Annotated in this window: 23 protein-coding genes and 1 tRNA gene; 8 read left to right on the top strand and 16 right to left on the bottom strand. The window is 44.5% G+C overall.

Translation table 11 applies throughout. From position 1 onward, the window contains the following. The first annotated feature begins 224 nt into the window (after positions 1–224). Positions 225–1,163: a hypothetical protein gene (locus AC0VYA_RS15630; RefSeq protein ID WP_475488880.1), complete on the top strand. Its 939-nt coding sequence runs from the start codon at positions 225–227 to the stop codon at positions 1,161–1,163. 78 nt (positions 1,164–1,241) lie between these two features. Here the strand turns inward: AC0VYA_RS15630 and flgL are convergent, their stop codons facing one another. The 13 genes from flgL to AC0VYA_RS15695 form a co-directional block, all read right to left on the bottom strand. Then, the gene (flgL, locus tag AC0VYA_RS15635) at positions 1,242–2,468 is read right to left on the bottom strand and encodes a flagellar hook-associated protein FlgL (RefSeq protein ID WP_473475237.1); all 1,227 of its coding nucleotides are present in this window, start codon (positions 2,466–2,468) and stop codon (positions 1,242–1,244) included. Positions 2,469–2,490: 22 nt separating this feature from the next. Continuing rightward, positions 2,491–4,620, bottom strand: a complete 2,130-nt coding sequence (locus tag AC0VYA_RS15640) for a FlgK family flagellar hook-associated protein (protein WP_473475239.1) — start codon at positions 4,618–4,620, stop codon at positions 2,491–2,493. A gap of 27 nt (positions 4,621–4,647) precedes the next feature. Next, positions 4,648–5,619 (bottom strand): flagellar assembly peptidoglycan hydrolase FlgJ, encoded by a 972-nt coding sequence (flgJ, locus tag AC0VYA_RS15645; protein ID WP_473475241.1) that lies wholly within the window; start codon positions 5,617–5,619, stop codon positions 4,648–4,650. Positions 5,620–5,647: 28 nt separating this feature from the next. Beyond that, complete coding sequence (locus tag AC0VYA_RS15650) at positions 5,648–6,760, bottom strand: flagellar basal body P-ring protein FlgI (RefSeq protein ID WP_473475242.1); 1,113 nt, start codon at positions 6,758–6,760, stop codon at positions 5,648–5,650. A 13-nt stretch (positions 6,761–6,773) separates the two neighbouring features. Next, positions 6,774–7,454: a flagellar basal body L-ring protein FlgH gene (gene flgH, locus AC0VYA_RS15655; protein WP_041714510.1), complete on the bottom strand. Its 681-nt coding sequence runs from the start codon at positions 7,452–7,454 to the stop codon at positions 6,774–6,776. An 11-nt stretch (positions 7,455–7,465) separates the two neighbouring features. After that, positions 7,466–8,254 (bottom strand): flagellar basal-body rod protein FlgG, encoded by a 789-nt coding sequence (gene flgG / locus AC0VYA_RS15660; RefSeq protein ID WP_006993073.1) that lies wholly within the window; start codon positions 8,252–8,254, stop codon positions 7,466–7,468. 61 nt (positions 8,255–8,315) lie between these two features. Beyond that, positions 8,316–9,059 (bottom strand): flagellar basal body rod protein FlgF, encoded by a 744-nt coding sequence (locus AC0VYA_RS15665; RefSeq protein ID WP_473475244.1) that lies wholly within the window; start codon positions 9,057–9,059, stop codon positions 8,316–8,318. A gap of 177 nt (positions 9,060–9,236) precedes the next feature. Next, entirely contained in the window at positions 9,237–10,613 is a 1,377-nt protein-coding gene (gene flgE, locus AC0VYA_RS15670) for a flagellar hook protein FlgE (RefSeq protein WP_011575841.1), read from the bottom strand. A gap of 14 nt (positions 10,614–10,627) precedes the next feature. Continuing rightward, positions 10,628–11,314 (bottom strand): flagellar hook assembly protein FlgD, encoded by a 687-nt coding sequence (locus tag AC0VYA_RS15675; RefSeq protein WP_011575842.1) that lies wholly within the window; start codon positions 11,312–11,314, stop codon positions 10,628–10,630. 34 nt (positions 11,315–11,348) lie between these two features. Beyond that, positions 11,349–11,771, bottom strand: coding sequence for a flagellar basal body rod protein FlgC (gene flgC, locus AC0VYA_RS15680; protein ID WP_011575843.1), 423 nt, complete (start codon positions 11,769–11,771; stop codon positions 11,349–11,351). Beyond that, positions 11,771–12,172 carry a flagellar basal body rod protein FlgB gene (gene flgB / locus AC0VYA_RS15685; RefSeq protein ID WP_006993078.1) on the bottom strand — a complete coding sequence of 134 codons (402 nt, stop codon included), beginning with the start codon at positions 12,170–12,172 and terminating at the stop codon, positions 11,771–11,773. The genes flgC and flgB overlap by 1 nt, the downstream gene beginning before the upstream one ends. A 92-nt stretch (positions 12,173–12,264) precedes the next feature. Then, complete coding sequence (locus AC0VYA_RS15690; RefSeq protein ID WP_011575845.1) at positions 12,265–13,101, bottom strand: CheR family methyltransferase; 837 nt, start codon at positions 13,099–13,101, stop codon at positions 12,265–12,267. Positions 13,102–13,117: 16 nt separating this feature from the next. After that, a complete protein-coding gene (locus AC0VYA_RS15695) occupies positions 13,118–14,038 on the bottom strand; it encodes a chemotaxis protein CheV (RefSeq protein ID WP_011575846.1) in 921 nt (306 codons plus the stop codon). Positions 14,039–14,191: 153 nt separating this feature from the next. Between AC0VYA_RS15695 and flgA the strand changes: the two genes are divergently transcribed. The 3 genes from flgA (at position 14,192) to flgN (ending at position 15,829) form a co-directional block, all read left to right on the top strand. Beyond that, a complete protein-coding gene (flgA, locus tag AC0VYA_RS15700) occupies positions 14,192–14,902 on the top strand; it encodes a flagellar basal body P-ring formation chaperone FlgA (protein WP_473475249.1) in 711 nt (236 codons plus the stop codon). 128 nt (positions 14,903–15,030) lie between these two features. Beyond that, a complete protein-coding gene (gene flgM / locus AC0VYA_RS15705) occupies positions 15,031–15,357 on the top strand; it encodes a flagellar biosynthesis anti-sigma factor FlgM (RefSeq protein WP_011575848.1) in 327 nt (108 codons plus the stop codon). A gap of 43 nt (positions 15,358–15,400) precedes the next feature. Next, positions 15,401–15,829, top strand: a complete 429-nt coding sequence (flgN, locus tag AC0VYA_RS15710; RefSeq protein ID WP_473475250.1) for a flagellar export chaperone FlgN — start codon at positions 15,401–15,403, stop codon at positions 15,827–15,829. Between the two features lie 296 nt (positions 15,830–16,125). On the opposite strand, the gene AC0VYA_RS15715 is transcribed toward flgN, so the two are convergent. Further along, a complete protein-coding gene (locus AC0VYA_RS15715) occupies positions 16,126–16,587 on the bottom strand; it encodes an LPP20 family lipoprotein (protein WP_475488881.1) in 462 nt (153 codons plus the stop codon). Between the two features lie 302 nt (positions 16,588–16,889). On the opposite strand from AC0VYA_RS15715, the gene AC0VYA_RS15720 reads away from it, so the two are divergent. Further along, entirely contained in the window at positions 16,890–18,041 is a 1,152-nt protein-coding gene (locus tag AC0VYA_RS15720; RefSeq protein WP_086003964.1) for a flagellar assembly protein FlgT, read from the top strand. Between the two features lie 49 nt (positions 18,042–18,090). Continuing rightward, a tRNA-Arg gene (locus AC0VYA_RS15725) sits at positions 18,091–18,165 on the top strand. Positions 18,166–18,412: 247 nt separating this feature from the next. On the opposite strand, the gene AC0VYA_RS15730 is transcribed toward AC0VYA_RS15725, so the two are convergent. Then, complete coding sequence (locus AC0VYA_RS15730) at positions 18,413–19,369, bottom strand: trypsin-like serine peptidase (RefSeq protein WP_475488882.1); 957 nt, start codon at positions 19,367–19,369, stop codon at positions 18,413–18,415. 617 nt (positions 19,370–19,986) lie between these two features. Here AC0VYA_RS15730 and AC0VYA_RS15735 point away from each other — a divergent pair. Together AC0VYA_RS15735 and AC0VYA_RS15740 are read left to right on the top strand one after the other, a co-directional pair. After that, on the top strand, positions 19,987–22,203 hold the full coding sequence (locus AC0VYA_RS15735) for a TonB-dependent receptor family protein (RefSeq protein ID WP_475488883.1): 2,217 nt from the start codon (positions 19,987–19,989) through the stop codon (positions 22,201–22,203). Between the two features lie 339 nt (positions 22,204–22,542). Then, positions 22,543–23,319 carry a hypothetical protein gene (locus AC0VYA_RS15740; RefSeq protein WP_475488884.1) on the top strand — a complete coding sequence of 259 codons (777 nt, stop codon included), beginning with the start codon at positions 22,543–22,545 and terminating at the stop codon, positions 23,317–23,319. A gap of 118 nt (positions 23,320–23,437) precedes the next feature. Here AC0VYA_RS15740 and AC0VYA_RS15745 read toward each other — a convergent pair whose 3' ends face one another. Next, positions 23,438–25,339 carry a M1 family metallopeptidase gene (locus AC0VYA_RS15745; RefSeq protein WP_475488885.1) on the bottom strand — a complete coding sequence of 634 codons (1,902 nt, stop codon included), beginning with the start codon at positions 25,337–25,339 and terminating at the stop codon, positions 23,438–23,440. Between the last annotated feature and the right edge of the window lie 86 nt (positions 25,340–25,425).

The raw sequence follows: 25,425 nt of genomic DNA on the forward strand, positions 1-25,425 counted from the left end.
TGGCAACCGAAAATCTTAATCGGTGGTTAAATAACACTAATTAGTATGATGATTCGTTAAATAAATCATCACTACTGGCTCTCTCAAAAATGTTATCGACGGTAGGATAATTCTCTTTAACTAAAATTTGCCGTTTTTTCGTTAAACGGCAACGAATTGCCGCTTTGCAATTGCTAAACAATTGAGTTTCAATGGTTTTATTAAAAGCGCCACGGTCAAAAATAATGCAAATAAAAAGTATTAAACGCGTAACTCACGCGCACAAACATCACGCATTTAGCGATTTATGTGAGTTTAAAGGGGCGCTTTACTGTTGTTTTAGAGTAGCGAGCAATCATGTGAGTGACGATGGTGTCGTTAACGTGTTAACCCTCACCGATGATGGCAAAATAACGTATAAACAGCATATCAGCCTGCCTTCTAGTGATTTGCGTGACCCTAAGCTGAGTATTACACCCTCGGGGGAGCTCATGTTATTGGCGTACTCTCGTCGAATACGTTCGTCTGCCTCTGCTAGCGGGTTGGGGTCACATAGCCCGGTCGTGTGGACTTCGCAGGATGGACTAAGTTGGTCTAGCGCCAAGAATATCGGTGAGAAACACTGGTGGCTATGGCGACTTCGCTGGCACAAACAAAAAGCATATGGGCTTGCATATAATCGTTCAGCCAATGCGGTACACTTTTACGGGGGTAACCCAAAGCGTAGCTTCCACCGCGACAAAACCAATGCCTTTAGTTTGCAAACCCACGACAAAGGCTACCCGAACGAAAGCGATATGTGTTTTGCAGAAGATGGCACTGCTTATGTGGTTTTACGTAGAGACAGCGATACTTATAGTGCCCAGTTTGGAACAAGTAAGTCACCTTACGCACATTGGCATTGGATTGATTTAGGCTTCTATTTAGGTGGGCCTAACATGCTAAAGCTCGATGAACACAATGCGCTACTAGCAGGCAGGATAATATATAAAGGCAAATTCGTGACAGCGATACTAAATCTAGAGCTTAAAAGCGCAAAAATCACACTGCTCAAGGTTTTGCCTTCAAGTGGGGATAATAGCTATCCCGGCATGGTTAGACGCAAAGATACCGTGTTTGTTAGTTATTATTCATCACACCAAGACCGACAAGCGCACATATATTTAGCTCAGATAGCGCTTTAAACGGATAAAGCACTGTTTGAAACTTTAAGGCTGTAACTGAATGCGAAAACTTTCAGTTCAGGCCTGAGCTACTAGAGCTTAACTGATGTAATCGAAAAGCGATAACCCTGTCACTTTTGCAAATGTAGCTTGGGCCGCTTGTAAAGCAGTCTCTTGTTTGCTTAGTTCTGATACCGCTTCTGCGTAGTCAACATCTTCGATATTTGCTCTAGCCGTTTTATTGGATATTTCGAGATCTAAGTTTGACGCAAATACCGATTGCGCCACATTGAGCTTCCCACCGAGCAACGATATTGAATCAGCGATACTGGTCAAGCTATTATCTACACCTATCAAGGCATCGCTAATTGCCTGTTCATAATCTCCGTCGGAAATATTTTCATCTCTGAGACTGTTGTAAAAGTCATTGAGAGTTTCAGCAATATTTTTCTTTTCAGGTTTTTGTAGCGTGTAATTAACGGTATCGCCTACAGCGCCTTCGATCGTAAACTCTTGCCCTTGAAACTCGAAAGGCTCACCACTGGTATAGGGTTGCGTGCCCACCACAGTGCCAGTACCAACATTGGTAATAGTCACTTCATCGACACCCGTAATACTTATCTGATATTCATTATTCGCTGGGGTAACAGGGTCGTAATTTTGTTTGTGAAACTGATCAAATTCGCTTTGAGCACTTATTCTGGTTGATGCCGATGCAACACCACTTGTGGAAGTAATTTGGCTGTCCAATCTTGCGTACACATCTTCGAATACCGTTTGACCAGAGTTATTCATCGCTAAAGAAAAGGTATTTGAAATGCGAATATCGTTTAACCCTTCGTCCCCCTCAAAGACGTACTTATTACCAGCTGCCCCGGCGGTATAACTGAATGCAGGGGTAGAAGATTGGTAACCAGCAAAAATATATTCACCATTTGCACTTTGGCTATTCATAGCATCAAATATTTGATCTCGAATTTGTCCAATCTCTATGCTTATTGCATTACGGTCATTAACATCCAATATGCCATTACCCGCTTGAATCATGAGCTGCCTTGCTCTTTGAATATTGTCGGTTACGTTTCCGAGTATAGTTTCTTCTTGTTCAATACTGTTGGTCAGCAAGTTGTTGTTCTTGTTGTATTGCGCAATTAAATCAATTTCTTCTGTTAAACGTATCACCTGAGCAGAACCAACGGGATCATCCGACGGTCGAAGTAATTTTTTACCGGTAGATAGCTGCTGCTGAACATCCGACAAATCATCTTGATTATCTAGTACAGCACGAATGCTTCTATCATATAACTGACCAGTGGAAATTCGCATTATAAACCCCTCACGTGTTTCATTATCTCACCATACTCAAAATGGTATCGAACATCTCTTGCGCAGTGTTTAATAAGCGAGCTGAAGCCGCATAAGATTGCTGAAAGCGCACTAAATTGGCCGCCTCTTCATCTAAACTCACACCTGACACTGAGTCATACCAATCTTTTGATTGTAGCTTTAGCGCCTCGCCTGCTTTGACCGCAATATCCGCATTGGCTGCTTTTTGCCCTATATCGCCAACAATATTGGCATACGCTTCATGGAAACTAACCGGATCACCAGATCCCGCATTATTGAGTTGCATGCCGTTCTCGTTCTGCAGGTTAGCCATGATTAAGCCATTACGGTTATCATTAAGCCCATTTTGGTTGAAACCGATAGAGAATGTATCTCCCGCTTTCGGCTCCCCTTGCAACGTAAAATCGTAACCTGGGTAATTATCAAGTGCACTAAATGCTGCGGGCCACCCTGGCGTGCCAGAAGCTTGCTCTAAAAGGTTATCCATCGATGAAATACCACTCACAGTCGTGATAACAGTACCTGCGCTATCAAGCACTTCATATTCAGTGGCAGAGTTAAACCGCACCGCTGCAGGTGCACCGACTCCACCACCGGGCGCAGCGCCAGGCGCATGAATACCTCCGGCCCCGTCAAAACCCGATGAGCGTGAATCAAAAGGTGCGGTGTCTACAAAGGTATTTGTCACTGTTGTTGAAACGAGCTCTGAGCCGCCTAAATTATCTTCGCCGGCTTCTATTCTAATCGGGCTTGCTAACGCTAAGTCTTCTGGGCGTGTGGTGAACACTTCGATTTTGTCTGCCACATCTTTGGTCGGTTGCAATAAGAACTGATCGCCTACCGTGTAACCAGTGCCTTTTGAAAACTCTAACTCGATACCCCCAAAGATTTCATTATACTCGCCACTTTGTGCAGTTAACCCTGTATAAGTCTGAGTAAGAGCCGCACCGTTCACATCGGTCACAGCTGAGCCATCTAGGTTCAGTAATTCAACGGTGACATCTACAGTTGGCGGCACCCCCGCCGTGACTCCGTCAACGGTAACTCGGTAATCAGCGCTGGTAATTTCACTGGCACCGCCTTTTGAAATACGGCCATTAACGATAGAAGTGCTATCAGCATTGCCTGGATAGTTCAGCGCCGTGGTGATAGGGCGTGTAAAAATCTCGCCTCCCAATTGCTGGTCATAATCCATACCCGCCCGGTTTTGCGTATTCACAGCTTCGGTTACCGCTAAAGCGATTTGCCCTAGCTCTCGGCGACTAGGCTCCAATACCTCGTCACGATAGCGAAATAACCCACCAATCGTCCCTCCTAGCTCGGTTTCCGCTAAGTTTAAAGAGGTTGGTTTGCCATTACTGGTCAGCTGTAACGATTTATAGTTCAAATCTGCACTGTTACTCACTTCAAAAACACTAAACGTGCCGTCTTGCATTACAAGTGACTCACCTGAGGTGAGGTTAATCATGATGGAGCCATCATTGTTTGAACTGTTTCGGGTCTCAATCGACACCAGACTGCTTAATTCCAGCACCGCATTATCTCTTTGATTCATCAGCGCACCAGGCTCATCGTGACGATTATTAGCTTGAGCGATTCGAATAGACTCATTAAATGAGGCAATAGATTCGACTAAAGAATTCACTTTATTTAATGAGGAGGTAAACTCAAAATTAACTTCCCTCTCTTTCTCAGCCATAAAGGTCGATAATGTGCCCATCTGGCCAAGCATTGACTCGGCATCGCCCAACACCAATTGTCGAGCAGACATATTTGTCGGATCATCATTAGCCGTTTGCAGAGATGCAAAAAAACGGCTCATACTACTTGAAATGCTATTTGCTTCGCTGGCGAAAACATTATCTAAAACAGCCGTTTTGCTCCAATAAGCTTCATGCTCAGCAAGATTGGTGGTGTCTCGGCGCAGCTGGTTCTGAGCAAACGTGTTCATTACTCGCTCAGTAGTGAATTGGCCAACACCTCCGGTTAACTCAGCTACGAAGTTTGTTCGCTCACGAACATAACCTTCGGTGTTCACATTGGCTATATTATTACCTGTGGTACTGAGTAATTGATTACTTGCCTCCACACCAGAGCGGGCGATAGAGAGCAGATCCGCCGTTCTAATCATGATTTATACTCCGCAAACTGATGTTGTTCATGGTTGATAATTATTCAGTGAGCCGCTGTTTAGAACGGAAATAACTTTCTGCGCATACGTTGGGTCGGTGGCATAACCCGCTTGCTGCAATTCGTCGAAGTAGCGTTTAGGATCGCCAGTATTTTGCAGCGCTTGCTTGTATCTCGGGTTGTCTTTTACAAATGACGCATAGTCTTGCATCGCATCATCGAAGGAATTGTAAGCTCTAAATTCGGCTTTTTTCGGCGCTGCAAGCCCTTGTTCAAACTCAATAGTGTTCACCTTTACAGTGTCACCTTGCCAGCCATTGCCCGCTTTAATCCCAAACAAGTTGTGGGTATTGCCTTTCTCAGTGTGCATCATGTATTGTCCCCAGCCAGTTTCCACCGCTGCTTGGGCCAATAATGCTTTGGGCTCGATGCCTAGTTCTTTTGCCACTTGCTGAGCAACAGGATAGAGCGCATCCAAAAATTCGTTCTGATCACTAAAAGCGGCATCTTTGTAACCTGCATTGGATGCTGCGGTCTCAGGCAGGCGTTGTTCGGGTAGCGCTATTTGTTGCGCCTGATGAATGCTTTGTGCACTGTGACGATTAATATCTGACAGGTTGCCATCATTTCGAATAACACTTGAGGGTGTGAATCCATTCCCGCCTTTGCTTAACTGTTTTACGATAATGTCGGCCAAGCCGATACTGCCGTTATTCGACATATCTGTCGCTAACTGCTGATCGTGCATATCGCGATAAAACTTAACTTGTTCAGAGTTAAATGGGCTGTCTTTGTCTGCCATAACATCTTGAGCTTTTCGCATAGACTTGAGCATCATTTGCACAAAAATAGCCTCGAACTGCTTCGCGGCCTCTTGCAGAGCCGCATCATCGCCGCTTTGTGCTGCTCTGCGCAGTTTGTCTAAGCCTTGAATGTCATTCGCATTGCGCGACATATCAAATTGACCTTGAAACTTTATGCTGTTGTCTATGTTATCCATCGACTATGCCTCGGCCCGGTTAATCACGCTAAATTACGACCAGCTCGCCTTGTAAGGCACCTGCCTCACTTAGTGCTTCAAGTATTGCCATCAAATCCCCAGGGGCTGCACCTACTTCATTTACTGCGCGCACTAGTTGGTCCAACGTCACGCCTGGATCAAACTTAAACATGCGAGTGTCGTCTAGATTCACATCAATAATGGACTGGTCTGTAACGACTGTATCTCCCTGCCCTAAGGGGTTAGGTTGTGTTACCTGCTGATTTTCACTGATCGTCACTGTTAGCCCACCGTGTGTAATGGCCGCGGGTAGCAGACGTACGTCTTGACCAATCACTATGGTCCCTGTGCGACTGTTAATAACGATGCGTGCGGGTGCTTTAGCTGGCATAAATTCAAAGTTTTCTAGAGTAGCTAAAAAGCCCACTCGCTGACCTACATCTCGGGGGGCTGACACGCGAACCGATGCTGCATCAATAGGGGTTGCAATCACATATCCTTTATCGGGATCCGCGCCTAAACGCTGATTAATGGTATCGGCTAGGATCTTGGCTGTTGAAAAATCCGGATAATTTAAATTGAGCGTTAAAAAGTCATTTTGCATGAAGCCGCTAGGCACAGCGCGCTCTATCAGAGCACCGTTTGCGATACGACCAACCGTGGGCGTGTTGGCGACAATTTTAGAACCGTCTGCTCCCTCAGCGCCAAAACCACTGACTACCATGCTTCCCTGGGCAACGGCATACACTTTGCCATCAAGACCTTTTAGAAAAGTTTGCAGTAATGTCCCCCCGCGCAAACTTGCCGCTTCACCAACAGAGCTCACCGTTACGTCAATCGTTTGCCCTGGCTTTAAAAAAGGCGGCAATTCAGCGTGAACTGCCACAGCAGCCACGTTCTTTATTTTAGGCTTTAGAGAGCTGTCTAGGCTGATGCCGAAGTTCGACAACATGGTACGAAAACTTTGTTCAGTAAACGGACTTTGCTCACCGGTACCAGGCAGACCCACCACCAAACCGTATCCAACCAGTTGGTTACTTCTTACGCCCTGTACACTTGCTAAGTCTTTTATGCGTTGAGCCTGGCCCACCGGAGCAATAATAATGCTCGATACCATGAGAATGAATAGAAGTAATTTCATATACCGCTCCTGCCTAAAAAGGCCAGTACTCAGAAGAAAAGAACTTGGTCAGCCAACCTTCTTTTTGTGCTGACGCAAACGTGCCTGTGCCGCTGTACTGAATACGAGCGTTGGCAATTTTAGTCGATACTATTTCATTCGTCGGACTAATATCAGCTGGGCGTACGACGCCTGTTAGACGGATATATTCGTTACCGTTATTTAACGTTAACCATTTTTCACCGCGCACTAATAAGTTTTGATTGGGGAAAACTTTCATCACGGTGACAGAAATATCGCCGCTTAGGTTATTACTTTGGTTCGCTGACGCATCCCCAGTAAATTCATTTGAGCTGTCTACACCAAGTTGAATTGACTGAGAGCCAATATTAACGGCGTTCCCGCCTAAACCAACAATAGGGTTTACATCCAGAGCCGACTCTTTAGAGGTGGTTGTTCCTGCTGATTTAGTTGCGCTGGTATTCTCTTCTAGGCTTACCGTTATAATGTCGCCTACGCGACGAGCTTTTACGTCAGAGTACAAACTATTGGCCATGTCAGCCTGAAAAATTGAGCCGTCTTCGGCAATTTTCTGCCGCGGCAAATCAGCCGTAATAGGTGCATAGTAAGGGTCGTTCGGCATGATATCCGGCTCGGGCGTGCTCTGGCATGCGCCGAGTAATCCACTTAATCCAATGACATATAAGGCTTTCATAATATTAACCATTAAAGTTGTTGAATGACCTGACCTAACATCGAATCCACGGCCGAAATCACTTTAGAGTTCATCTCGTAAAGGCGCTGGCTTTCAATCAAATTCACCAGCTCTTCTGTCACGTTAACGTTAGATGTTTCCAGTGCTCCCTGAACAACCGTGCCTAACCCTTCAAGGCCAGGCACGCCTTGAATTGGCGCGCCGCTGGTTGCCGTTTCCACATATAAATTCTGACCGATAGGCTGTAAGCCCGTCATATTAACGAAATCAGAAAGACTGATTTGCCCTAGCACTTGTGGGTCAGCCTGACCACGAATAGAAGCGGATACCTCCCCGTCTTGAGAAATCGTAATTTGCTGAGCATCTTCGGGCACAGTGATATTAGGCTGGAGTAAAAAACCGGCCCCTGGGGTGACGATTTGCCCCTCATCATTAAGTGTAAACTGACCGTTTCGGGTATAAGCAATACTGCCATCTGGCTGCTGTATCTCGAAAAAGCCGCGCCCTTGAATCGACATATCCAGTGCATTTTCTGTGGTCAGCATATTTCCCTGAGTATGGGCCTTTTGCGTGGCAACCACTTTGCTACCTGCGCCAAGCATCAAACCCGAAGGCAGTTCAGTATCGGCTGATGAGCGACCGCCAGGCTGGTTAATATTTTGATAAAGCAAATCTTCGAAAATCGCCCTGTCTTTCTTAAAACCAACGGTACTGGCGTTGGCCAAGTTGTTCGAAATAACAGCCACATCAGTTTGTGCTGCGTCGAGTCCGGTTTTGCTGATCCATAATGCTGGGTGCATAGGTCACCTCCTCTTTAAAATTATCTTAAGCTCGCTAGCGCTAAGTCGTTTTCAATCATGATTAGATAATACGCAGCAATTGATTCGCTCTTGAATCAAGATCACTGGCTTCTTTCATGAATTTAATTTGCATCTCGTAATGGCGCTGCAGGCTGATCATGTCGACCATTTCTTCTACAGGGTTCACATTACTGCCTTCTAACATGCCGTTGCGTATACTGACCGTTGGATCAAACTGCGCCAACTCACCGTCTTTCTGGCGAAACAAGCCATCATTTCCCCTTTCAATATTGTCTAAAGCTGGGTTTACCAATTTCAATCGCCCTACTTCTTCAAGCACGGTTTCTGGCGCCCCTTGAGGTCGTACAGAGATGGTTCCGTCACCGGCAATGTTAATATTCGACAAAGGGATAGGTAAAAAAACGGGACCAAACTCTCCCAAAATAGAATTACCAGAAGAATCCTGAAGTTGACCATCAGCACTGATCTGTAAGCTACCGTTGCGACTGTATGCTTCAGCTCCATTAGCATCGAGGACCGATAACCAGCCCTCTCCTTGGATCGCTACATCCAACTCACGCTCTGTTTGGATCATCGCCCCGCCTTCAAAATTATTGGCAGGGTTCTCTGTCATGGAAAATACTCGAGTTGGTAGCCCTTCACCAAATGCCGGCATGCTGCGCGCCTGCTCTAACTGGGCGCGGAAACCAGTGGTCTGCGTATTAGCAAGGTTATTTGCACGAACAGCGGTACCAAGAAGATCTTGTTTAGCACCACTGGCTGCAATATAAAGCAATTTATCCATGACAACTTCTTGACGAAAAGTGAACTTAATAAGAACGCTGCAAATAAGATGCCATTCATCGACGAACAAGTTTTAAATAGACAAAAGTTGAAGCTGTGAAGAAGTGTATAGCGGGCTTTACTTCGATATGAAAAAGGCCACAAATTGCGGCCTTTTAGTATTAATATATTGAATTTATTAACGAATATTCAAGATAGTCTGGTTAAGCTGGTTGTTAACTTCGAGCGCTCGAGAGTTCGCTTGGAAGTTCCGTTGAGCGATAATCAAGTCAATTAGCTCAGTGGTCAAGTTCACGTTTGCCTGCTCTAATGCGGATGAGTTGATGTCACCAAAAGTACCAGTTGTTGCCTCACCGGCAAGTGCTTCACCGGATAGGATACTTTCTTGCCACTGGGTATTACTTTGCTGCGTCAAACCTTGGTCATTAGCAAAACGCACTAGCGCAACACGAATGATTGGCTCAGATGTACCGTTTGAATAGGTTGCACGAACAAGACCGTCCGCACCGATATCGATACCAGTCAACCGGCCTACTGCCAGTCCATCCTGCTCGAGTGAAGTCACTTCAAACGCGGAAGCAAACTGGGTTGGTTCATCAGGGGTAGCATTACCTGGGTCGAAAGCAAAATTAGTGGTGATGGTTTGCGAAGGGTCAGAACCATTAGCTAAAATTGTTCCGCCTAATGCGACAGAGGTGATATCGCCCGTAGCACTACTCGTGCCATCGGCATTGGCAATACTGGTAAAATCACCACCAGCGCTAAAGGTCATTCTATATCCAGCGACCGGGGAGCCAGTGGTTTCTCCGACTACATTTGGCCCAGTAATAGGTGGAACGCCTGGCGTATCGCCTTCGGTATTTAATGCAATATCATCCATATAAGTAGTAACCACCCACTCATTGGTGGCAGCTTGATCCTTCATGAAGTAGTAAGTCATAACATGACTATCACCCAATGAGTCGAACACAGTCACTGAAGTTGCCGCGTTATAAGTCAGTGGATCGTCAGGATTAAATAAATCTAAATCGACAGCATCGTCCCCTGCGGGTAAATTCATCTTTAATGATACTTCTGACGTAGGCTGCGGAGAGCCGGATGAGTCAGGGATACGAACGGCTTGGGTTGTACTTAATGCTACTGAAGATGATGTCCCATCAGGGTTCACAGGGAAACCAAGCAAGTTATCACCATTGGAGTTGACTACGAAGTTTTCAGCATCCAGCTTGAACATACCAGCTCGCGTAAATGAAAACTCTCGAGAGTCAATTTCTGGGATGGTGGCAAAGAAGCCATTGCCTGTCACCGCTAAATCAAGTGAGTTATTAGTAAACTGCAGACTACCTTGGGAAAATTGCTGAGCGACTTCCTGGGTAATTACGCCGTCACCTACCTTAGTTTTACCGCCCGCTAACAGTGATGATGCATATACATCGCCAAACTCTGCTCGGGATTCTTTAAAACCAACCGTATTCACGTTAGCAATGTTGTTTGCCGTTGTATCTAAGTCTCTTTGCGCAGCGGAAACGCCACTCAATGCAATATTAAAAGACATGTTAAGTTCTCCTGTTAACCACCAAGTTGAATGACGTCGTCGAGCTTGACGCTGACATCACCATCTAGATTTAATATGACACCTTGACTACTGCCAGCTAAGCTGACGCTATCAACGTGTCGATTGACTGCTGTAACGAGTTGCTGGGGCTCGCCCGACACATTACCTTGCGCTTTGACCACATAATTGCCAGGAGGCATAAAATTGCCAGCAGCATCTTTTCCGTCCCAGTTGAATTGAATATTGCCAACAGGCTGCGTACCGATATCAAGAGTCTTGACGATACTACCCGATTCGTTCTCAATCGTAATTTTGGTATTAAGTGTAGTGGAATCGTTAATCACAACCCCGGATACCCCCTGACCTTCGCTGGCCATGTGTGCCACATCACCCTGCAATAGTACTTGTTGACCAATCAGGCTAGACGCTTGCAATGCTTGGTTTGAAGTCATGGACGTGGCGAAGGTTTCAAATTTCTCGTTGAGCTGGCTGATACCATCGGCCATAGTGAAGCTTGTCATCTGCGCCACCATCTGATCGTTGTCAACCGGCTTACTAGGGTCCTGGTTGGCCAATTGTTCAGTCAGCAAGGAGAAAAAATCTTCTTGTGACAAATTTTGATTGCTTTCATCAGCGACGGGAACCGTTTCAGGTTGCCAATAAAGGTCACTGTTTAAGCCGTTCTTAATTAATGTATCCACGTCAATTCCTCGAAATTATTCGGTCCGCGAACGATTAGCTGCCTTGGCCTAAGCGCAGCACATTCCTGAACAAACGTTTAGTAGTGTCTGCTACTTGAACATTTGTTTCATAAGCTTTAGACGCTGACATCATGTCTGCCATTTCTTCCACTATGTTCACATTTGGCTTATATATGTAGCCATTTTCATCAGCCATCGGGTGACCTGGGCTGTATTCGATTTGAAGGGGAGCATCGCTCTCTACAATTCCCATAACTTGCACACCTGTACCCGCATTCTGATCTTGAGATGCACGTTGTAATTCGGCAGCAAATACAGGGTGACGCGCCTTATAGGTTTGGTCATAGCTGCTACTAACGGAATTCGCATTTGCCACATTACTTGCCGTCGTGTTTAAACGAACGCTTTGAGCACTCATGCCTGTGCTGGCAATATCCATTACGTTAAATAAACTCATTAGTTTTGACCTCCGCCGATGGCTTTCTTCATGCCTTTAATTTTACCGTTGAGAAACTCGACACTCGCCTGATAACGTAAACCATTATCTAGAAACGCATTCCGTTCGACTTGTACATCAACGTTATTGCCATCGCCGGTATCAGGTTGATTATTGATGCGGAACTGCATCTCCCCTGATCCTTGCATATGGCCTTTAATATGATTTTCGTGAGTGCGGGTAAGGTTTTGATTACGACCATTTTGGGCGCTGCGCATAGCGTCTTGAAAGTTAATGTCTCGCGCTTTGTAACCGGGCGTATTGGCATTGGCCAAGTTGCCAGCCAGCACTTCCATACGTTCAGTACGTACTTGAACCGCCTTGTGGGTGAATCCCATTAACTTATCTAAACTGATTGCCATTCGCTTTACTCCTCATTCGTCAGGAGTAAAGCAATAGCTATGCCATAAAAGAATTGACAGTTAGAGGAGGGATAGCTAACAAATTGAAATTGTTAACTTTTTTTAACGTAATACAAACCGCTACCGCTACGATTCATAACGAAATCATTGGAAATACCCGACATTGACTCCGATGCGCCAACAAAAAGAACACCTTGTGGTTGCAGGCAAGCGGCAATTTTTTGCAGTATCGACGCCTTGGCATTTGCCGAGAAGTAAATCAGTACATTGCGGCAAAATACAACGTCGTAGCGTGTGACGCTTGAGAAGGGAGTCAGTAAATTGATGGGTTTAAACGTGACTAAACTGCGCACACTTTGCTTTAAAACACTGCTGTTACCACCGACGCATGCGTCAAAAAACCGCCCTCGACGTTCATCTGACAACCCTCGAGATAGTGATAAATTATCGTATTGTGCTGCTTTTGCTAACGTTAACATATCACTTGAAATATCGGTTGCGACGATATCTATACCCGCCGAAAACGCGTTTGAATACCTAGCTTGATATTCACGTACAGCCATAGCGATTGAATAAGCCTCTTGTCCAGAGGAGCAAGCTGCACTCCAAATTTTAATCGGTTTACCGGTCTTTGATAGTGAGGGAAATAGGGTATTTTGCAGCGTTTCAAAGGGGTAACCATCGCGGAACCACAGTGTTTCATTTGTGGTCATGGCATTGATCACTGCATTTATTAATGCCACATCGTGATTGGCGATGGTCCGCTTGATCAGTTCCGACAGGGATTTTTGCTTAAATTTTGCAACTAGTGGTGACAACCGACTGTTTACCAGATATTGCTTGTTATCCCCCAGCACGATGCCACATCGATTCTCCAAATAACGGCAAAATAAACTGTATTCTTGTGCATCAAGTGTATTACTGGTCAATCGCTTTCCTAGACAGTTATTTGTTATCAAACCATTTTTGCACAGAGGTCACCAGTTCGTCGGGATGAAACTTAGCGATAAAATCATCGGCTCCAACCTTTTGCACCATCGCCTGGTTAAACACTCCGCTTAAAGATGTATGCAATACAACGTGCAAATCTTGTAAAGCCGGATTGTTTTTGATCTCAGCAGTTAGGGTATAGCCGTCCATTTCAGGCATTTCAATATCAGAGACTAAAATACCCACCTTGTCTGTGATGTTGCCTGTTTCCTCCGCCAGCTCTTTTAAACGATTCAAAGCTTCTAAACCATTTTTAGCCATTTCTATTTCTAGTCCTAATGTGGATAGAGCTTTTTTGACCTGGTTTCTCGCTACAGAAGAATCATCAGCAATAAAAATAATCTTCTCACGTTTGTTTTCAACCGAAATACTCGATACGTCATCGCTCACGTCAGTACTGATAGGTGAAATTTCATTTAGAATTTTCTCAACGTCCAAGATCTCAATTAACTCTTCTTCGAACTCTGTCACCGCAGTCAAGTAACTCGCGCGGCCGCTACCTTTAGGTGGCGGCATGATCGCCTCCCAATTGGTATTAATGATGCGCTCTACTGCGCCGACTAAAAAGCCCTGCACTGAGCTATTGTATTCAGCGATAACGACAAAAGCAGAATTTAGGTCAATGATTGGCTTGCCACCAGTGGCCATGCTCATATCAATGACTGATATTGTTTGCCCACGAATGTGCGCTATACCGCGCACGTAGGAATTTAATTTTGGAATAGAGGTTAATTTGGGGCATTGCAGTACTTCTCGTACTTTAAACACATTAATACCAAATTTCTGCCGCCCATTTAATCTGAATAGCAATAACTCTAAGCGATTTTGCCCAACCAATTGGGTTCGCTGGTTAACTGAATTCATTATTTCAGACATGTAAAACTCCATAAAAAATAAAAATCGGCGTAATAGTTGCTTTCAACCCTATATCGCGGCAAGTACTTCGCTTATTGTGCTAAATCGTCTATTTTTTGACGCTGTGCACAGTCTGTATTTGCCTAAGCATAGACAAATTGGTCTCAAGTGAAAATGAATAATAACGTTATTTATAAGGTGTTTGCCGCCATTACCATACTGCCGTTCATTCATACTGCAGGCTTTGCGAGTACAAATACCCATCAAGCACGTTCAGCACAACTGATTGAAGGCGCTGAACAGTATGTATCGTCCCAAATCAGTTCATCGGCTAATACCCAGCTTAACATTAGCACTGCCGACATTGATCAAAGAGTAAACTTGCCATCGTGCCCCACTCCAATTGTATACAGTGCCAGTTTGGAATCACTCCAACAGAGCAATGTAGCGGTGAAAGCGCTGTGCAGTTCAACTAATTGGTACATGTATTTAATGGTCAATGTGAAACAAATGCAGCCGGTTGTGGTTATTTCTAACGCTGTCAGTCCTGGCACTATATTGAATCAAAGTAACATCGAGCTAATCAACATGAACCGTGCGCTTCTTAGACGCACTACTTTTTCAAATGTGGATGATGTGATGGGTGCACGCATCAAACGTCGCGTTAGACCCGGGCAACCCATTACACCTAATAATTTATGTTTCGTGTGTAAGGGTGATACAATTATTATCAATGCTTCAAATTCCATGATGCAAGTTAAAGCAACGGGCGTAGCGATGCAAGATGGCAATATTGGTGACACCATAAGCGTGACGAATAGCCGTTCGAAAAAGCAAATCAATGCACGCGTTGCGAGTACCAGTGAAGTCGTTGTCGGCATATAAACCAAAGCAGCGAGGTAGCGAGTTTTAAGAACGCAAATAATGCAAAAATTGTGTAAGTCATCCTAAAGATATGCCCTAGGCTGCCGATACAATATTTGAGGAAAGTTTAAAAAGGTCAGGTAGTCATTATGTCTATTAACAACATTAACAACAATGGTCAAAAGCAAGTTATTGATAACCAAAAAGTTAATCAACAACAAACGCAAAACCAACAAGCGAATGAAGCTGCTGTAAAGAGCACGTCTTCGCAACCTGTGCGCCAAGATTCTGTTTCGTTAACTCAATCTGCACAGCAATTAGCCCAAGTGCAGAAGAAAAGCGCCGAAGCGCCAGTGAATCAGGAAAAAGTTGATCGTTTAAAGAAAGCGATTCAAAGTGGCGAGTACAGTGTAAATCCTGATAGTTTAGCGAAAAATATTGCATTGCAAGAATCAGAAATATTTGGCAGAAACTAGTATCGGCAGCATAATGATTGCCTACTAAAAAAGGGCAAAAAGAATGTCAGAGTTAATAAAAGCAATAACGAAACAGTTCGACCATCTAGAAAACCTCATTCAAGTGCTTGACTCTGAGCTACACCTCATTAGCACCAGAGACGCTGAAGCCCTCATCAATCTACTCAAGAAAAAAGAAGACTTGCTCACTTATATTCAAGAGCAGGACGACGCTATCAGTCGATCTTTTGACGTTACCTCTGAAGAAGAACGAACTGGCGAAGAAATTACAGCCATGTTTGAGCGCGCAAAACAGCTAGTGTCGGAATGTGAATATCGCACAAAAATAAATCAGACAGCGGTTGAACAAGGTCAACTCCGACTAGAACATTTACGCACATTGCTACTTGAGTCTCGCGCCAAAGAATCTATGACCTACGATAAAAGCGGCAAAGCACGAGGCGGCAAAAGTGGTAGAGGGATAAGCGCTTAAATTGCGCGTCATTTAGTTAAGCGCTGTTATTAACTTCGTTAGCGCTGCTTTTTATAGAATTACTCTAAACAAGGGTTATTAATAGCTCTTTCAATAACGATATTAACACGCTCTTTTCTTCTACACCGTTTTATAACAGTGTAAAAACGAAAAGAGTCAGACTCTGATATAACTAATTTGTCATCAAGCAATTTACCTTAAAAAACTGCACATCTAACATTCATTCACGGCAACCTATTGCCGCCTAGCCAATTTAAGTAGCTCGTCGCACCCGTATCTTAGTGCTAACCTTACTTCTAATAGTAATGTACATCCTTTACTCGTTTTGGCCGCGCCGTTGAAAGGTAAATGTCATAAACACGTTTAAAATCTAACTCTAGTTCTGTTGCATACAGATCGTCACCCACCGGGTAGCTTTTAATAACGCGAGCACCGCGAATAACTCCTTGAACTGAGCTCGACAAGCGCTCATCTGACAACAAAAAATTGGATAACGTTTGGCTGCCGTCAACTTTTTGGCCATACACTTGCTCTGTGAGCTCGCGGTACGCATCAAGTTTCGAGGCCTTGATCGCCATTAACATTTTTGTGGAGTCTGAATTGCCACGTTGTCCTTTAATTGGCGCATAACCGATGGCTGATAGCACTGGGTAATCTTGCGGCTCCACCACTTCCCATTCAACTTGTTTATCAAAGACTGATGAGCAGCCACCAAGCATTAGGCTCAAGCCCAATAAAGTCATACTTAATCTCTTCATAATCATTCCAGTGATGACGGACCTGCACCTCTAGGTAAGTGCATTTATGGTCATTCATAGTTGTAACCTGATAAGTAGTAGCAAGAGCAAGCAAGAACCACACCTTATTTACTAATGTATGACGAAAGAGAGATAACCAATGACACTTTTCAAAACTGCTTAATTTAGGTACAAAAAATGCTTTATTTAAATATATTGGGGAAATTGACAGTTCAATATTCTATTTCGTCATTTTTCAAAGAGTGAAAGCACCCCCTTAGCCATCATCACAAGCGAGCCACACTATGCCAAAGCTAGGCGACATGCTAACCGTCTTATTAATCTGGGTTTTATGGGTACTCATCTTTGTGCCAATACCAACCAATGCAGCGTGGTTCGAGGCGACGGGCCAAGCAGTTATCAATAACGGCAATAAGGCCTTAGCCAAAAAACAGGCCACTCAAGAGGCCGTCAAACAGGCATTGATGTTTGCGGGCGCATCCATTACCAGTGTACAGGCGATGTCAAATGGCTTACTAGAAAATGACCGGTTCGAAATCCGCAGTGGCGGTGAGGTCAATGACTTAGCTTTGATCAGTGAAACTTACCACGATGATTATGTGACCATCGTCATTCGCGCAGACATCTTTGCCCAAAGAACACAATGTGATGCAGCGCAGTATAAAAAGCGCTTGGTCAGCACTTGGTTCCCTATTCGAGACCGCCAGCAAGGTATCACTGGTGGGTTAACAGAATTTGGCCAAACGGTCAGTGAGCTCTTTGAACAACAGTTTAACCAGACCAGTCGTTTCGCCCGCATGACTCAGCGTCAACCTTACTATTTATCACCACAAAGCCCTGACATACAAAGCGATATCATCACGCTTGCTCGTCAAACTGATAATCAATATGTATTGATTGGGGAAATCACCGAGTTATCCGTAGAGCGCTCGTCCCGTAACGCGCTGCTATTTTGGCAGGACGCGCCATTGTCTCGGAATTTTCGTTTAGAGCTATCTCTATACGACGGCAACAACGCTTCTTTACTCAAGCAAGAACGCATGGCTATTAACACGCCGTGGGAATTCGAACTACACCAACAGGTCAGCCCATCCAGTCGGCAGTTATGGCAGTCGCAATTTGGTCAAGCCGTGACAGCAACCATTACCGAACAAGCGTCATTAATAGATGAAGCCTTAGACTGCCTACCTACTTATGCTCGTGTTTTACAGGTCAGTAACGAGCAACTCACCATTAACATTGGCAAACAAGATGGTGTACAGATTGGTGACGAGTTAACCCTTTTCAAACATGCCCAATTTGTGGATGCCATCGGTAACCTTCATCAACAATTACAGCTTCATCCAAATCAAGTAAAAGTGATGCAAGTATACAATGAAACCGCAGTGTTAACGTCGACCTCAAGTGCCCCACTGGCTAACATTCAGCCAAACGATTTCGTTGCACGTCAGTAGCCCTTTCAATATGAGTGGTGCTGGGCAATAATAGCTGCACTTGAACGGCGTCCCCGTAGTTTAATGGATAAAACGAGCCCCTCCTAAGGGCTAGATCTTGGTTCGATTCCAGGTGGGGATACCAAATTAGTTTGAGATTGAATCACTTTTTGCCGCCAAAATTTCTCACGACAATTCGCTTCCTAAATAGCAACCCATTTATCTTACAACTGGCTTTATCTATTTAGAAACCTTCTTTTTACTGGATGTATGCCCATAAGCATGTTTTGGGAAGCATAACTGGCGATGTGTGAATTGAATTAGGTGGGTAAATAGCGAACAGACCACTTTGTTCAAATATGCTCAGGGGCTTGTGCCCCTAAGCATGACGTTTATGCGTCTTGTTCTCTAGCGTGACGCACGAGATTTGTCATCCAAGAACCTCCCGAGCACCAGTTTTCATCAGATGCTTCCGCTGATGCAACGGCAACGACATATGGCCCATCGTTCCAAAATGCAAACATAGGCCCACCCGAGTTACCAGGTGTTAAATCCGCGTGGGTGCTCATCGATCTACCTGGGCCGAGATCATACCAAGGCTCATCAAGTTTCTTATCCCTTTGATAAGTTGGGCGCAATGCACCGCCTATACTTCCAGGATAACCGATGTTGAACCAATAGGGTTCGCCATCCCATGAACTGTTGTATGTCCGAGTTCCCATCCAACCAAATAAATCACCGATCCTATCACTCGTCACTAACACGGCATAATCTTCATCAACCTCAAACCAACTGACAGTACGTCCAGTAATTTTGGTGTAAAACCAAACTCTTGATATAGATGTGCTTGCTCTAAGAGAGCCGGCAGACCTATGTACTTCAACCGTGCCAGCCCCATTTGAACTCCAATCAACTACGTGACTTGCCGTTAACACATGGCGAGGACCTACAATAACGCCAGACCCACTCCCAGCTGAAGTAACGACTTTACAAATGGTTCCCCATGGATAGCTCGTGTCATTGTATATTCTGCGGTCTTCTGCGTTAAAAACCGTTAATGGCGATAAGTCTTTGCCATTGAGAGATACCCGCGTGGGCTTAGCTAGCTTTGCTTTGCAAGGCTTTGGGCTGGTGCCGAACCACTTAGGTATCATTGGGATGGTTGGTTTATTGTCAGCATCTTGGATACTTTTATGCTCGACGCTCTTCAGTTTGTAACTCTTTAACTCAGGCAGGAGCATCGACTGCAGCTCCTTGGGAATGTTACCTTTCGAACTTCTAGCAAAAAATTTAGCCACTTGATCGTAGGCTAAGGGGGATTCAACATCTTTTTCATTTCCATTAGTCATTAGAATTTCCTTTTAAAAATAATTAATGTTTATCAGTAACCTTTACTAAATGATTACTACGATAAGCATAGTCGCTGCTCAGTATTGACGCGAACCGCATAGAATTTTCTTACCCAAATGGGAGGGAAACAAACAAGAGATTAAGCTCCTAATCAGCTAATTTAATATCAAAATAGACAATTTAAACCTAGGCACGCCCGGACAAAATCTCGCAATATAGCTAAAAACAACATAAGTGGAAGCGGCTCTGGCCTTCTTATTTCGAAAGAAATAACTGCGATTGATGTAAAGCGTAGATGCGTGTCCGGCAGAGCCGGTTATTTCAACGACTGAACTTGAAGCAAGAAAACTGAGTGTGCTGGATGATAATCTTAATCGTCACAAAATTATCACGAAACATAGTTAATTCACTTCATTTGAACATTTAAACAACACGTCTCTTTAGCAGTAAAGTTTCTGCGATATATATCACTATTCGCTCATACCGAATGCTGCTCATCCCGCTTGCAAGTTATTGATAATAGTTTGCATTACCCTTTCTCTTTACATATTATCTTCGCGCCTTTTAACATGCTTGACACACAATCAACACAAAAGTAACGGATACCTAAACTAAAATGAAAAGAACGCTACTCGCTACCGCTGTCGCAACCACAATGTTTACCTCAGTTGCACAAGAAACACAGAACAATAATGCAATTGACACCGTTACTATTTACGGCAATCAACTTAAGGTCCAGGAAGCCACAGGTGCGGCTCAGTACATTGGTGAGCAAGACTTAGAGAAGTTCGCCTACACAGATATTCAACGCATTATTAGGCAAGCGCCGGGTGTGTCTTTGCAAGTAGAAGACGGTTACGGCTTACGCCCAAACATCAGTATCCGCGGTGTAGCGACTGAGCGAAGTGGCCGTATTACGTTATTAGAAGACAACGTTTTGATAGCTCCTGCACCCTACTCTGCCCCTTCAGCGTATTACTTCCCTACCGCTGGGAGAATGAGCGCTTTTGAAGTTGTTAAAGGCCCTGCGGCGATTACCCAAGGGCCCTATACTATAGGCGGGGCAATCAATATGATTTCAACACCTATCCCTAGCACTCAAAGCGGACAAGTCACATTGGAGGCAGGTCAAGATGCGACCTATCGTGCCCATGCCACAATAGGCGGTCAGAATGACAGTGGCTTCGGTTATTTACTTGAAGCGCACCAATGGCAATCCGATGGTTTTCAAGATATTGACCGCAGCAGCAACGACACAGGTTTAGATGTGACCGATGTCACCATGAAACTTGCCTATTCACCAAGAGATTCACGCCATAGTGTAGAGCTTAAACTGCAGTACACAGAACAAGATTCAGAGCAAAGCTACTTAGGTTTGACGGATGCTGATTTTGCCAACAATGCACAGCGTCGCTACGGCTTATCGGCCCTAGACAACATCAGCACAGAACATACACAAGTGATGTTGAATTATGCGTTTGAAATCAATAAAGACTTACACTTCACGGCAGTTGCCTATAACAATACCCACGAACGTGATTGGTTTAAAACCGAAGGCATTGACTTAGACGGTAGCGAAAACGCCCAAGACTTCTCGCGTACCAGTTGGTCAGATGTCGTCAACGCTATCAATAACAATGAGTCAATTGGTGATACCAGTGTCGCTATGCTTCAAGGTATCTTAGATGGCAGCGTAGACACCGACATCGGGAGTATTCAATTGCGCTCTAACAGCCGAGAGTATTTTTCACGTGGTATCCAGTTTGGTTTGAACTGGAATAAGCAATTTGGTGAAGCCAAGCACCATATTGAGATGGGTGTGCGCCTACACGAAGATGAAGAGGACCGCCTACAGCGTAACAGTACGTATCAGCAAGTAGACGGCCAATTGTTATTAAGTGATTTAGGTGAGCTTGGCAACGCGGGCAATCGAGTACAGGATGCAGATGCATTAGCGCTGCACGTTTACGATCGGATCGAGCTCGGTGATTGGGTTTTCACGCCAGGTCTACGCTTCGAAGATATCAGCCAAAGCCGCACTCGTTACACGAATGGCGCTGAACGAGTATTTCGTGACGACAGAGAAAATGACACCACAGTCTTATTACCTGGCTTAGGCGTGCTGTACAAAGTAGATGGCAACTTAAACTTGATTGCCGGTGCTCATAAAGGATTCACTGCACCAAGTAACTCCCCAGGTGCGAAAGAAGAAGAAGCGGTTAACTACGAATTAGGCTTTCGTTACAACAATAACGCTTTGAACGCAGAGCTAGTCTACTTTTTAAGTGACTACGACAACATCGTAGGTGTGTGTACTGCATCTTCTGGCAGTAATTGTGAAATAGGTGACGCGTTCAATGGGGATGCAGCTACCGTACAAGGCATTGAATTCTTACTGAAAACTGAATTAGGCCAATTCAACGGCGTGCGCATTCCATTCAATATAACCTACAGCTACATCGACAGTGAATTTGATACGGACATTTCAGGCACTGACTTTTTTGGTGACGTTAGTGCGGGCGACAGTATTCCTTATATTCCAGAAAACCAAGGGCAAATAACCATAGGGTTAGAAGGCGATAAATGGACGACTTACCTAAATGCCGTGTATGTAGACGGTGTTTGTACTCGTGCTTCGTGTGGCGGTTTCGAGGTGACAGACAGTTCATTCATTCTTGACCTATCTGGCTCGTACAACGTAAGTAACGACTTACGTGTTTTCGCTCGTATCGAAAACCTAACCGACCAAGAAGACATTGTCAGCCGTCAACCTTACGGTGCTCGCCCTAACAAATCGCGTACGGCTTCTGTAGGCGTTACTTACAGCTTTTAATCGGAATTTGCAGTAACGTATTTAATCAACATAAGCTATATCGCACATCGCCTTACATTTGAAGTCAACCAAATCTAAGGCGGTGTTTTATTCTTTACGACCAGTATTTTTCTGTCGTCAACGTTCTTACCAACACTCCAAATAGCCACACCCTTTCCTTTTGAGCGTGCAAATGCATCAACTGCATCGTTCTTTGCCTCAAGAATTTGTTGCTAACCATGTCATCGAGCCTAAATTTTCGTTAAATCAAGCTCATAATCAATACTGACTTGGTAATTTATCTTGAATCAACGTTATAATCGAGCCAGTTGTAATTCGCTAGAGGATGTATACGAGTTTATGTCGAACGATAATAGTAAAGATGAAATGCCCTCCATGGTTTTGGATAAAGACGATGTGGAATCTTATCGTCGTAATCGTGGCCCTGCTCCATCGAAAAAGGAAAAATCATCTCCCACGAGTACACCCAGTAAAGCGCCAAAAGCGAAAGGCTCTGGCCCTTCTTGGTTAGCGTTAACTTTGATTATTATTATTTTAGGTGCGGGAATCGGTTATACGGCCTACACCATTGAGCAACAAAAGCTAGTGATCATCGAAGCGCAAAAGCGCATCGGCGATTTGGAAAACCGGCTTTCCGCCACTGGTGAAGAGATGGACCAATCAGCGGTCGCTCTGCAAGTTAAAGTGGGTGAGCTGAGCAAAAAAACGCAAGATTTGTGGGAACAAATGGATAAGCTTTGGGCTTCCGCTTGGCGCAGAAACCAGTCTGAAATTAAAGATCTCGAAGCGAGTATGAAATCTCAAAAATCAGCCATTGAACAGAGCATCAGTGCCGTAAAAGGTGAAACTGACGTGAACGCCACAACGGTAGGCCTATTGCAAGAACAGTTAGACAGCACTAACAATACGGCTAATCGCTTAGCACAGCTGTTAAACCAAGTAGAGCAAACCGGCATAGATACTGAACAGCAAGTAACCAGTTTGCGTGAAAAATTAATGTCCACTGCATTAGCCAGTAATGGTTTAACTGGTCGTATCGCTGAGCTAGAAAAATGGCGCAAAAACGCTGAGCAGCAATTGAAGGCCAGTAATCAACCTGCTGCTGCAACTCCCTAACACTTAACAATTGCTCTGAAATAACGCCTGACATGGATTCATGTTTACTTATATTAAAAAAGGAGACCTAGGTCTCCTTTTTTAATTGGATCGTTATCTTATCTACTCAACGAAATAACTATTCAACAAAACCCTCATTGGCTTTTACCGTTAACGGATGATAACCAGGTTTAGCTTCTGCGAAGGCTTTTTTCGCCAACACTTTACCTTTAGGCGTTTGCGACAGTGCCTTATAAATCGGTTTCACCAGCTTGTTACGGCCAATACTCACTAAATAACTATGCACCCGAGGCAGTGCTGGTTCATACCAATTTTCCACGGCCATTAACAACCAGCTATGGGCAATCTCATTGTTCTTACTTTGGGTTAAATCAAATGCCGTATCCAATTCAGCTAATTTATTTTGGCTAAGCGTGTCAGGCATGTTGTTCAAAAAATACAGCCACTGATGAACAACCCAATTCTTTGCGTCAATATCTTTGGCTTTTAACTCGCCACTGAGCCACTGATTGCGGGCATCATCGACAATTTTAAACGCATTTGAATGTGGCACAGGTGCGCCTTGCGGGATCCCCGGTTCGAATATCCATTGATGAATACGTTCCGGTGACAATTTATCAGCATAGTCTTTTAACAACGTATCGTTCAAATAGGCCATGAACTGGTCTGTGGTGATACTTTGAAACGCGAAATGTTCGAAATAATTTAGTAAAAATTGATCAAAATTATCGCGTCCGACTTTTTGCTCTAACTCCCTTAAAAACAACGCGCCTTTTTCATAAGGAATATTGCTAAACACCGCATCGGGATCTCGTCCTCGAAGATCGATAGCAAGTATTTGATCATCTGCAGGTAAGCTATCAATATCGGCTTGTAAGTCTTGGCGGCCTAATACTGCTTCCATGTTGTATCTATCATCGCCATACACCATTTGCATGATGCGGTAAGTTAAATACGTAGTGAATCCTTCGTTCAACCATAGGTCACGCCACGTCGCATTTGTGACTGTGTTGCCAGACCATGAATGTGCTAATTCATGCGCAATCAATGACACTAGGCTTTTATCACCTGCAATCACCGTTGGCGTTATGAACGACAAGCGGGGATTTTCCATGCCACCAAACGGGAAAGAAGGCGGCAATATTAATAAGTCGTAACGATCCCAGCGGTAAGGCCCGTACGTCTTTTCGGTCACCTCAAGCATGGATTCCGTGTCAGCAAATTCGTCAGCTGCTGCATCAAGTAACGCCGGCTCCGCATATACACCGGTGCGCTTACCCATAGGTTTAAATTTTAAATCCCCTACTGCCAACGCGATCAAATAGGCTGGGATTGGCTGGGGCATATCAAACTCGTAGACACCGTCACGAACCGTATCAGGGTCGTTCGAAGCGCTCATCACCGCTAGTAGCTCTTTTGGTGTATGCACAGTTGCGCTGTAAGTAACACGCACCTGAGGTGAGTCTTGTAATGGCATAAAGCTACGCGCATGAATCGCTTGAGACTGAGTAAACAAAAACGGATGCTGCTTACCTGCTGTTTGTGCAGGTGTTAACCATTGTACACCTGATGCTTGTGGTGAGGTTTGATATGAAACTGTGACTTTATCGACGCCTTCAGGCACGGTGATAGACAGAGGAGCGCCTAAAAAAGAATCTTCTTTCCCCAAAAAGTAAGGCACCGGCATGCCGTTTGCTGTTATCCCTTTAATGGTTAAATCTCGCGTATCTAAGACCAGCGTGTTGTTGCCTTCTTGCATACGTTTTACCGTCAACTCCACATCGCCTGTGATAACTTTTTTATCAAAGTTAACATCCAAGTCTAATGCTAAGTGGGTCACACTGATTTGCTCTGGGTTTGAAAATGAATGGTAGTCTTTACCTGATTCAATATTCATTGCGGCATTGGTCAAAGTATCCGAAGATGCAGGATGACTGGTTTGGTTAGTGTTGCCTTGTCCGGCACATCCGCCTAATGCAAAAATGGCAGATATGGTTGTCGCTAAAATGGCTGACTTCATTGTTGTTCCTGATGGTGAGTCCACCATAAATTGTGGCATATACCGACACCAAACAGAACCGTTAACCCACAGCTGAACAGTCAATA

It is taken from the genome of Paraglaciecola sp. QJM3NY_14 (genome assembly GCF_056173245.1).

Bases quoted from the DNA above. Each gene is read 5' to 3' on its own strand.
- AC0VYA_RS15630 (WP_475488880.1), top strand. From the start codon at position 225: ATGCAAATAAAAAGTATTAAACGCGTAACTCACGCGCACAAACATCAC.
- flgL (WP_473475237.1), bottom strand. From the start codon at position 2,468: ATGCGAATTTCCACTGGTCAGTTATATGATAGAAGCATTCGTGCTGTA.
- AC0VYA_RS15640 (WP_473475239.1), bottom strand. From the start codon at position 4,620: ATGATTAGAACGGCGGATCTGCTCTCTATCGCCCGCTCTGGTGTGGAG.
- flgJ (WP_473475241.1), bottom strand. From the start codon at position 5,619: ATGGATAACATAGACAACAGCATAAAGTTTCAAGGTCAATTTGATATG.
- AC0VYA_RS15650 (WP_473475242.1), bottom strand. From the start codon at position 6,760: ATGAAATTACTTCTATTCATTCTCATGGTATCGAGCATTATTATTGCT.
- flgH (WP_041714510.1), bottom strand. From the start codon at position 7,454: ATGAAAGCCTTATATGTCATTGGATTAAGTGGATTACTCGGCGCATGC.
- flgG (WP_006993073.1), bottom strand. From the start codon at position 8,254: ATGCACCCAGCATTATGGATCAGCAAAACCGGACTCGACGCAGCACAA.
- AC0VYA_RS15665 (WP_473475244.1), bottom strand. From the start codon at position 9,059: ATGGATAAATTGCTTTATATTGCAGCCAGTGGTGCTAAACAAGATCTT.
- flgE (WP_011575841.1), bottom strand. From the start codon at position 10,613: ATGTCTTTTAATATTGCATTGAGTGGCGTTTCCGCTGCGCAAAGAGAC.
- flgC (WP_011575843.1), bottom strand. From the start codon at position 11,771: ATGAGTTTATTTAACGTAATGGATATTGCCAGCACAGGCATGAGTGCT.
- flgB (WP_006993078.1), bottom strand. From the start codon at position 12,172: ATGGCAATCAGTTTAGATAAGTTAATGGGATTCACCCACAAGGCGGTT.
- AC0VYA_RS15695 (WP_011575846.1), bottom strand. From the start codon at position 14,038: ATGTCTGAAATAATGAATTCAGTTAACCAGCGAACCCAATTGGTTGGG.
- flgA (WP_473475249.1), top strand. From the start codon at position 14,192: ATGAATAATAACGTTATTTATAAGGTGTTTGCCGCCATTACCATACTG.
- flgM (WP_011575848.1), top strand. From the start codon at position 15,031: ATGTCTATTAACAACATTAACAACAATGGTCAAAAGCAAGTTATTGAT.
- flgN (WP_473475250.1), top strand. From the start codon at position 15,401: ATGTCAGAGTTAATAAAAGCAATAACGAAACAGTTCGACCATCTAGAA.
- AC0VYA_RS15715 (WP_475488881.1), bottom strand. From the start codon at position 16,587: ATGAAGAGATTAAGTATGACTTTATTGGGCTTGAGCCTAATGCTTGGT.
- AC0VYA_RS15720 (WP_086003964.1), top strand. From the start codon at position 16,890: ATGCTAACCGTCTTATTAATCTGGGTTTTATGGGTACTCATCTTTGTG.
- AC0VYA_RS15730 (WP_475488882.1), bottom strand. From the start codon at position 19,369: ATGACTAATGGAAATGAAAAAGATGTTGAATCCCCCTTAGCCTACGAT.
- AC0VYA_RS15735 (WP_475488883.1), top strand. From the start codon at position 19,987: ATGAAAAGAACGCTACTCGCTACCGCTGTCGCAACCACAATGTTTACC.
- AC0VYA_RS15740 (WP_475488884.1), top strand. From the start codon at position 22,543: ATGTCGAACGATAATAGTAAAGATGAAATGCCCTCCATGGTTTTGGAT.
- AC0VYA_RS15745 (WP_475488885.1), bottom strand. From the start codon at position 25,339: ATGAAGTCAGCCATTTTAGCGACAACCATATCTGCCATTTTTGCATTA.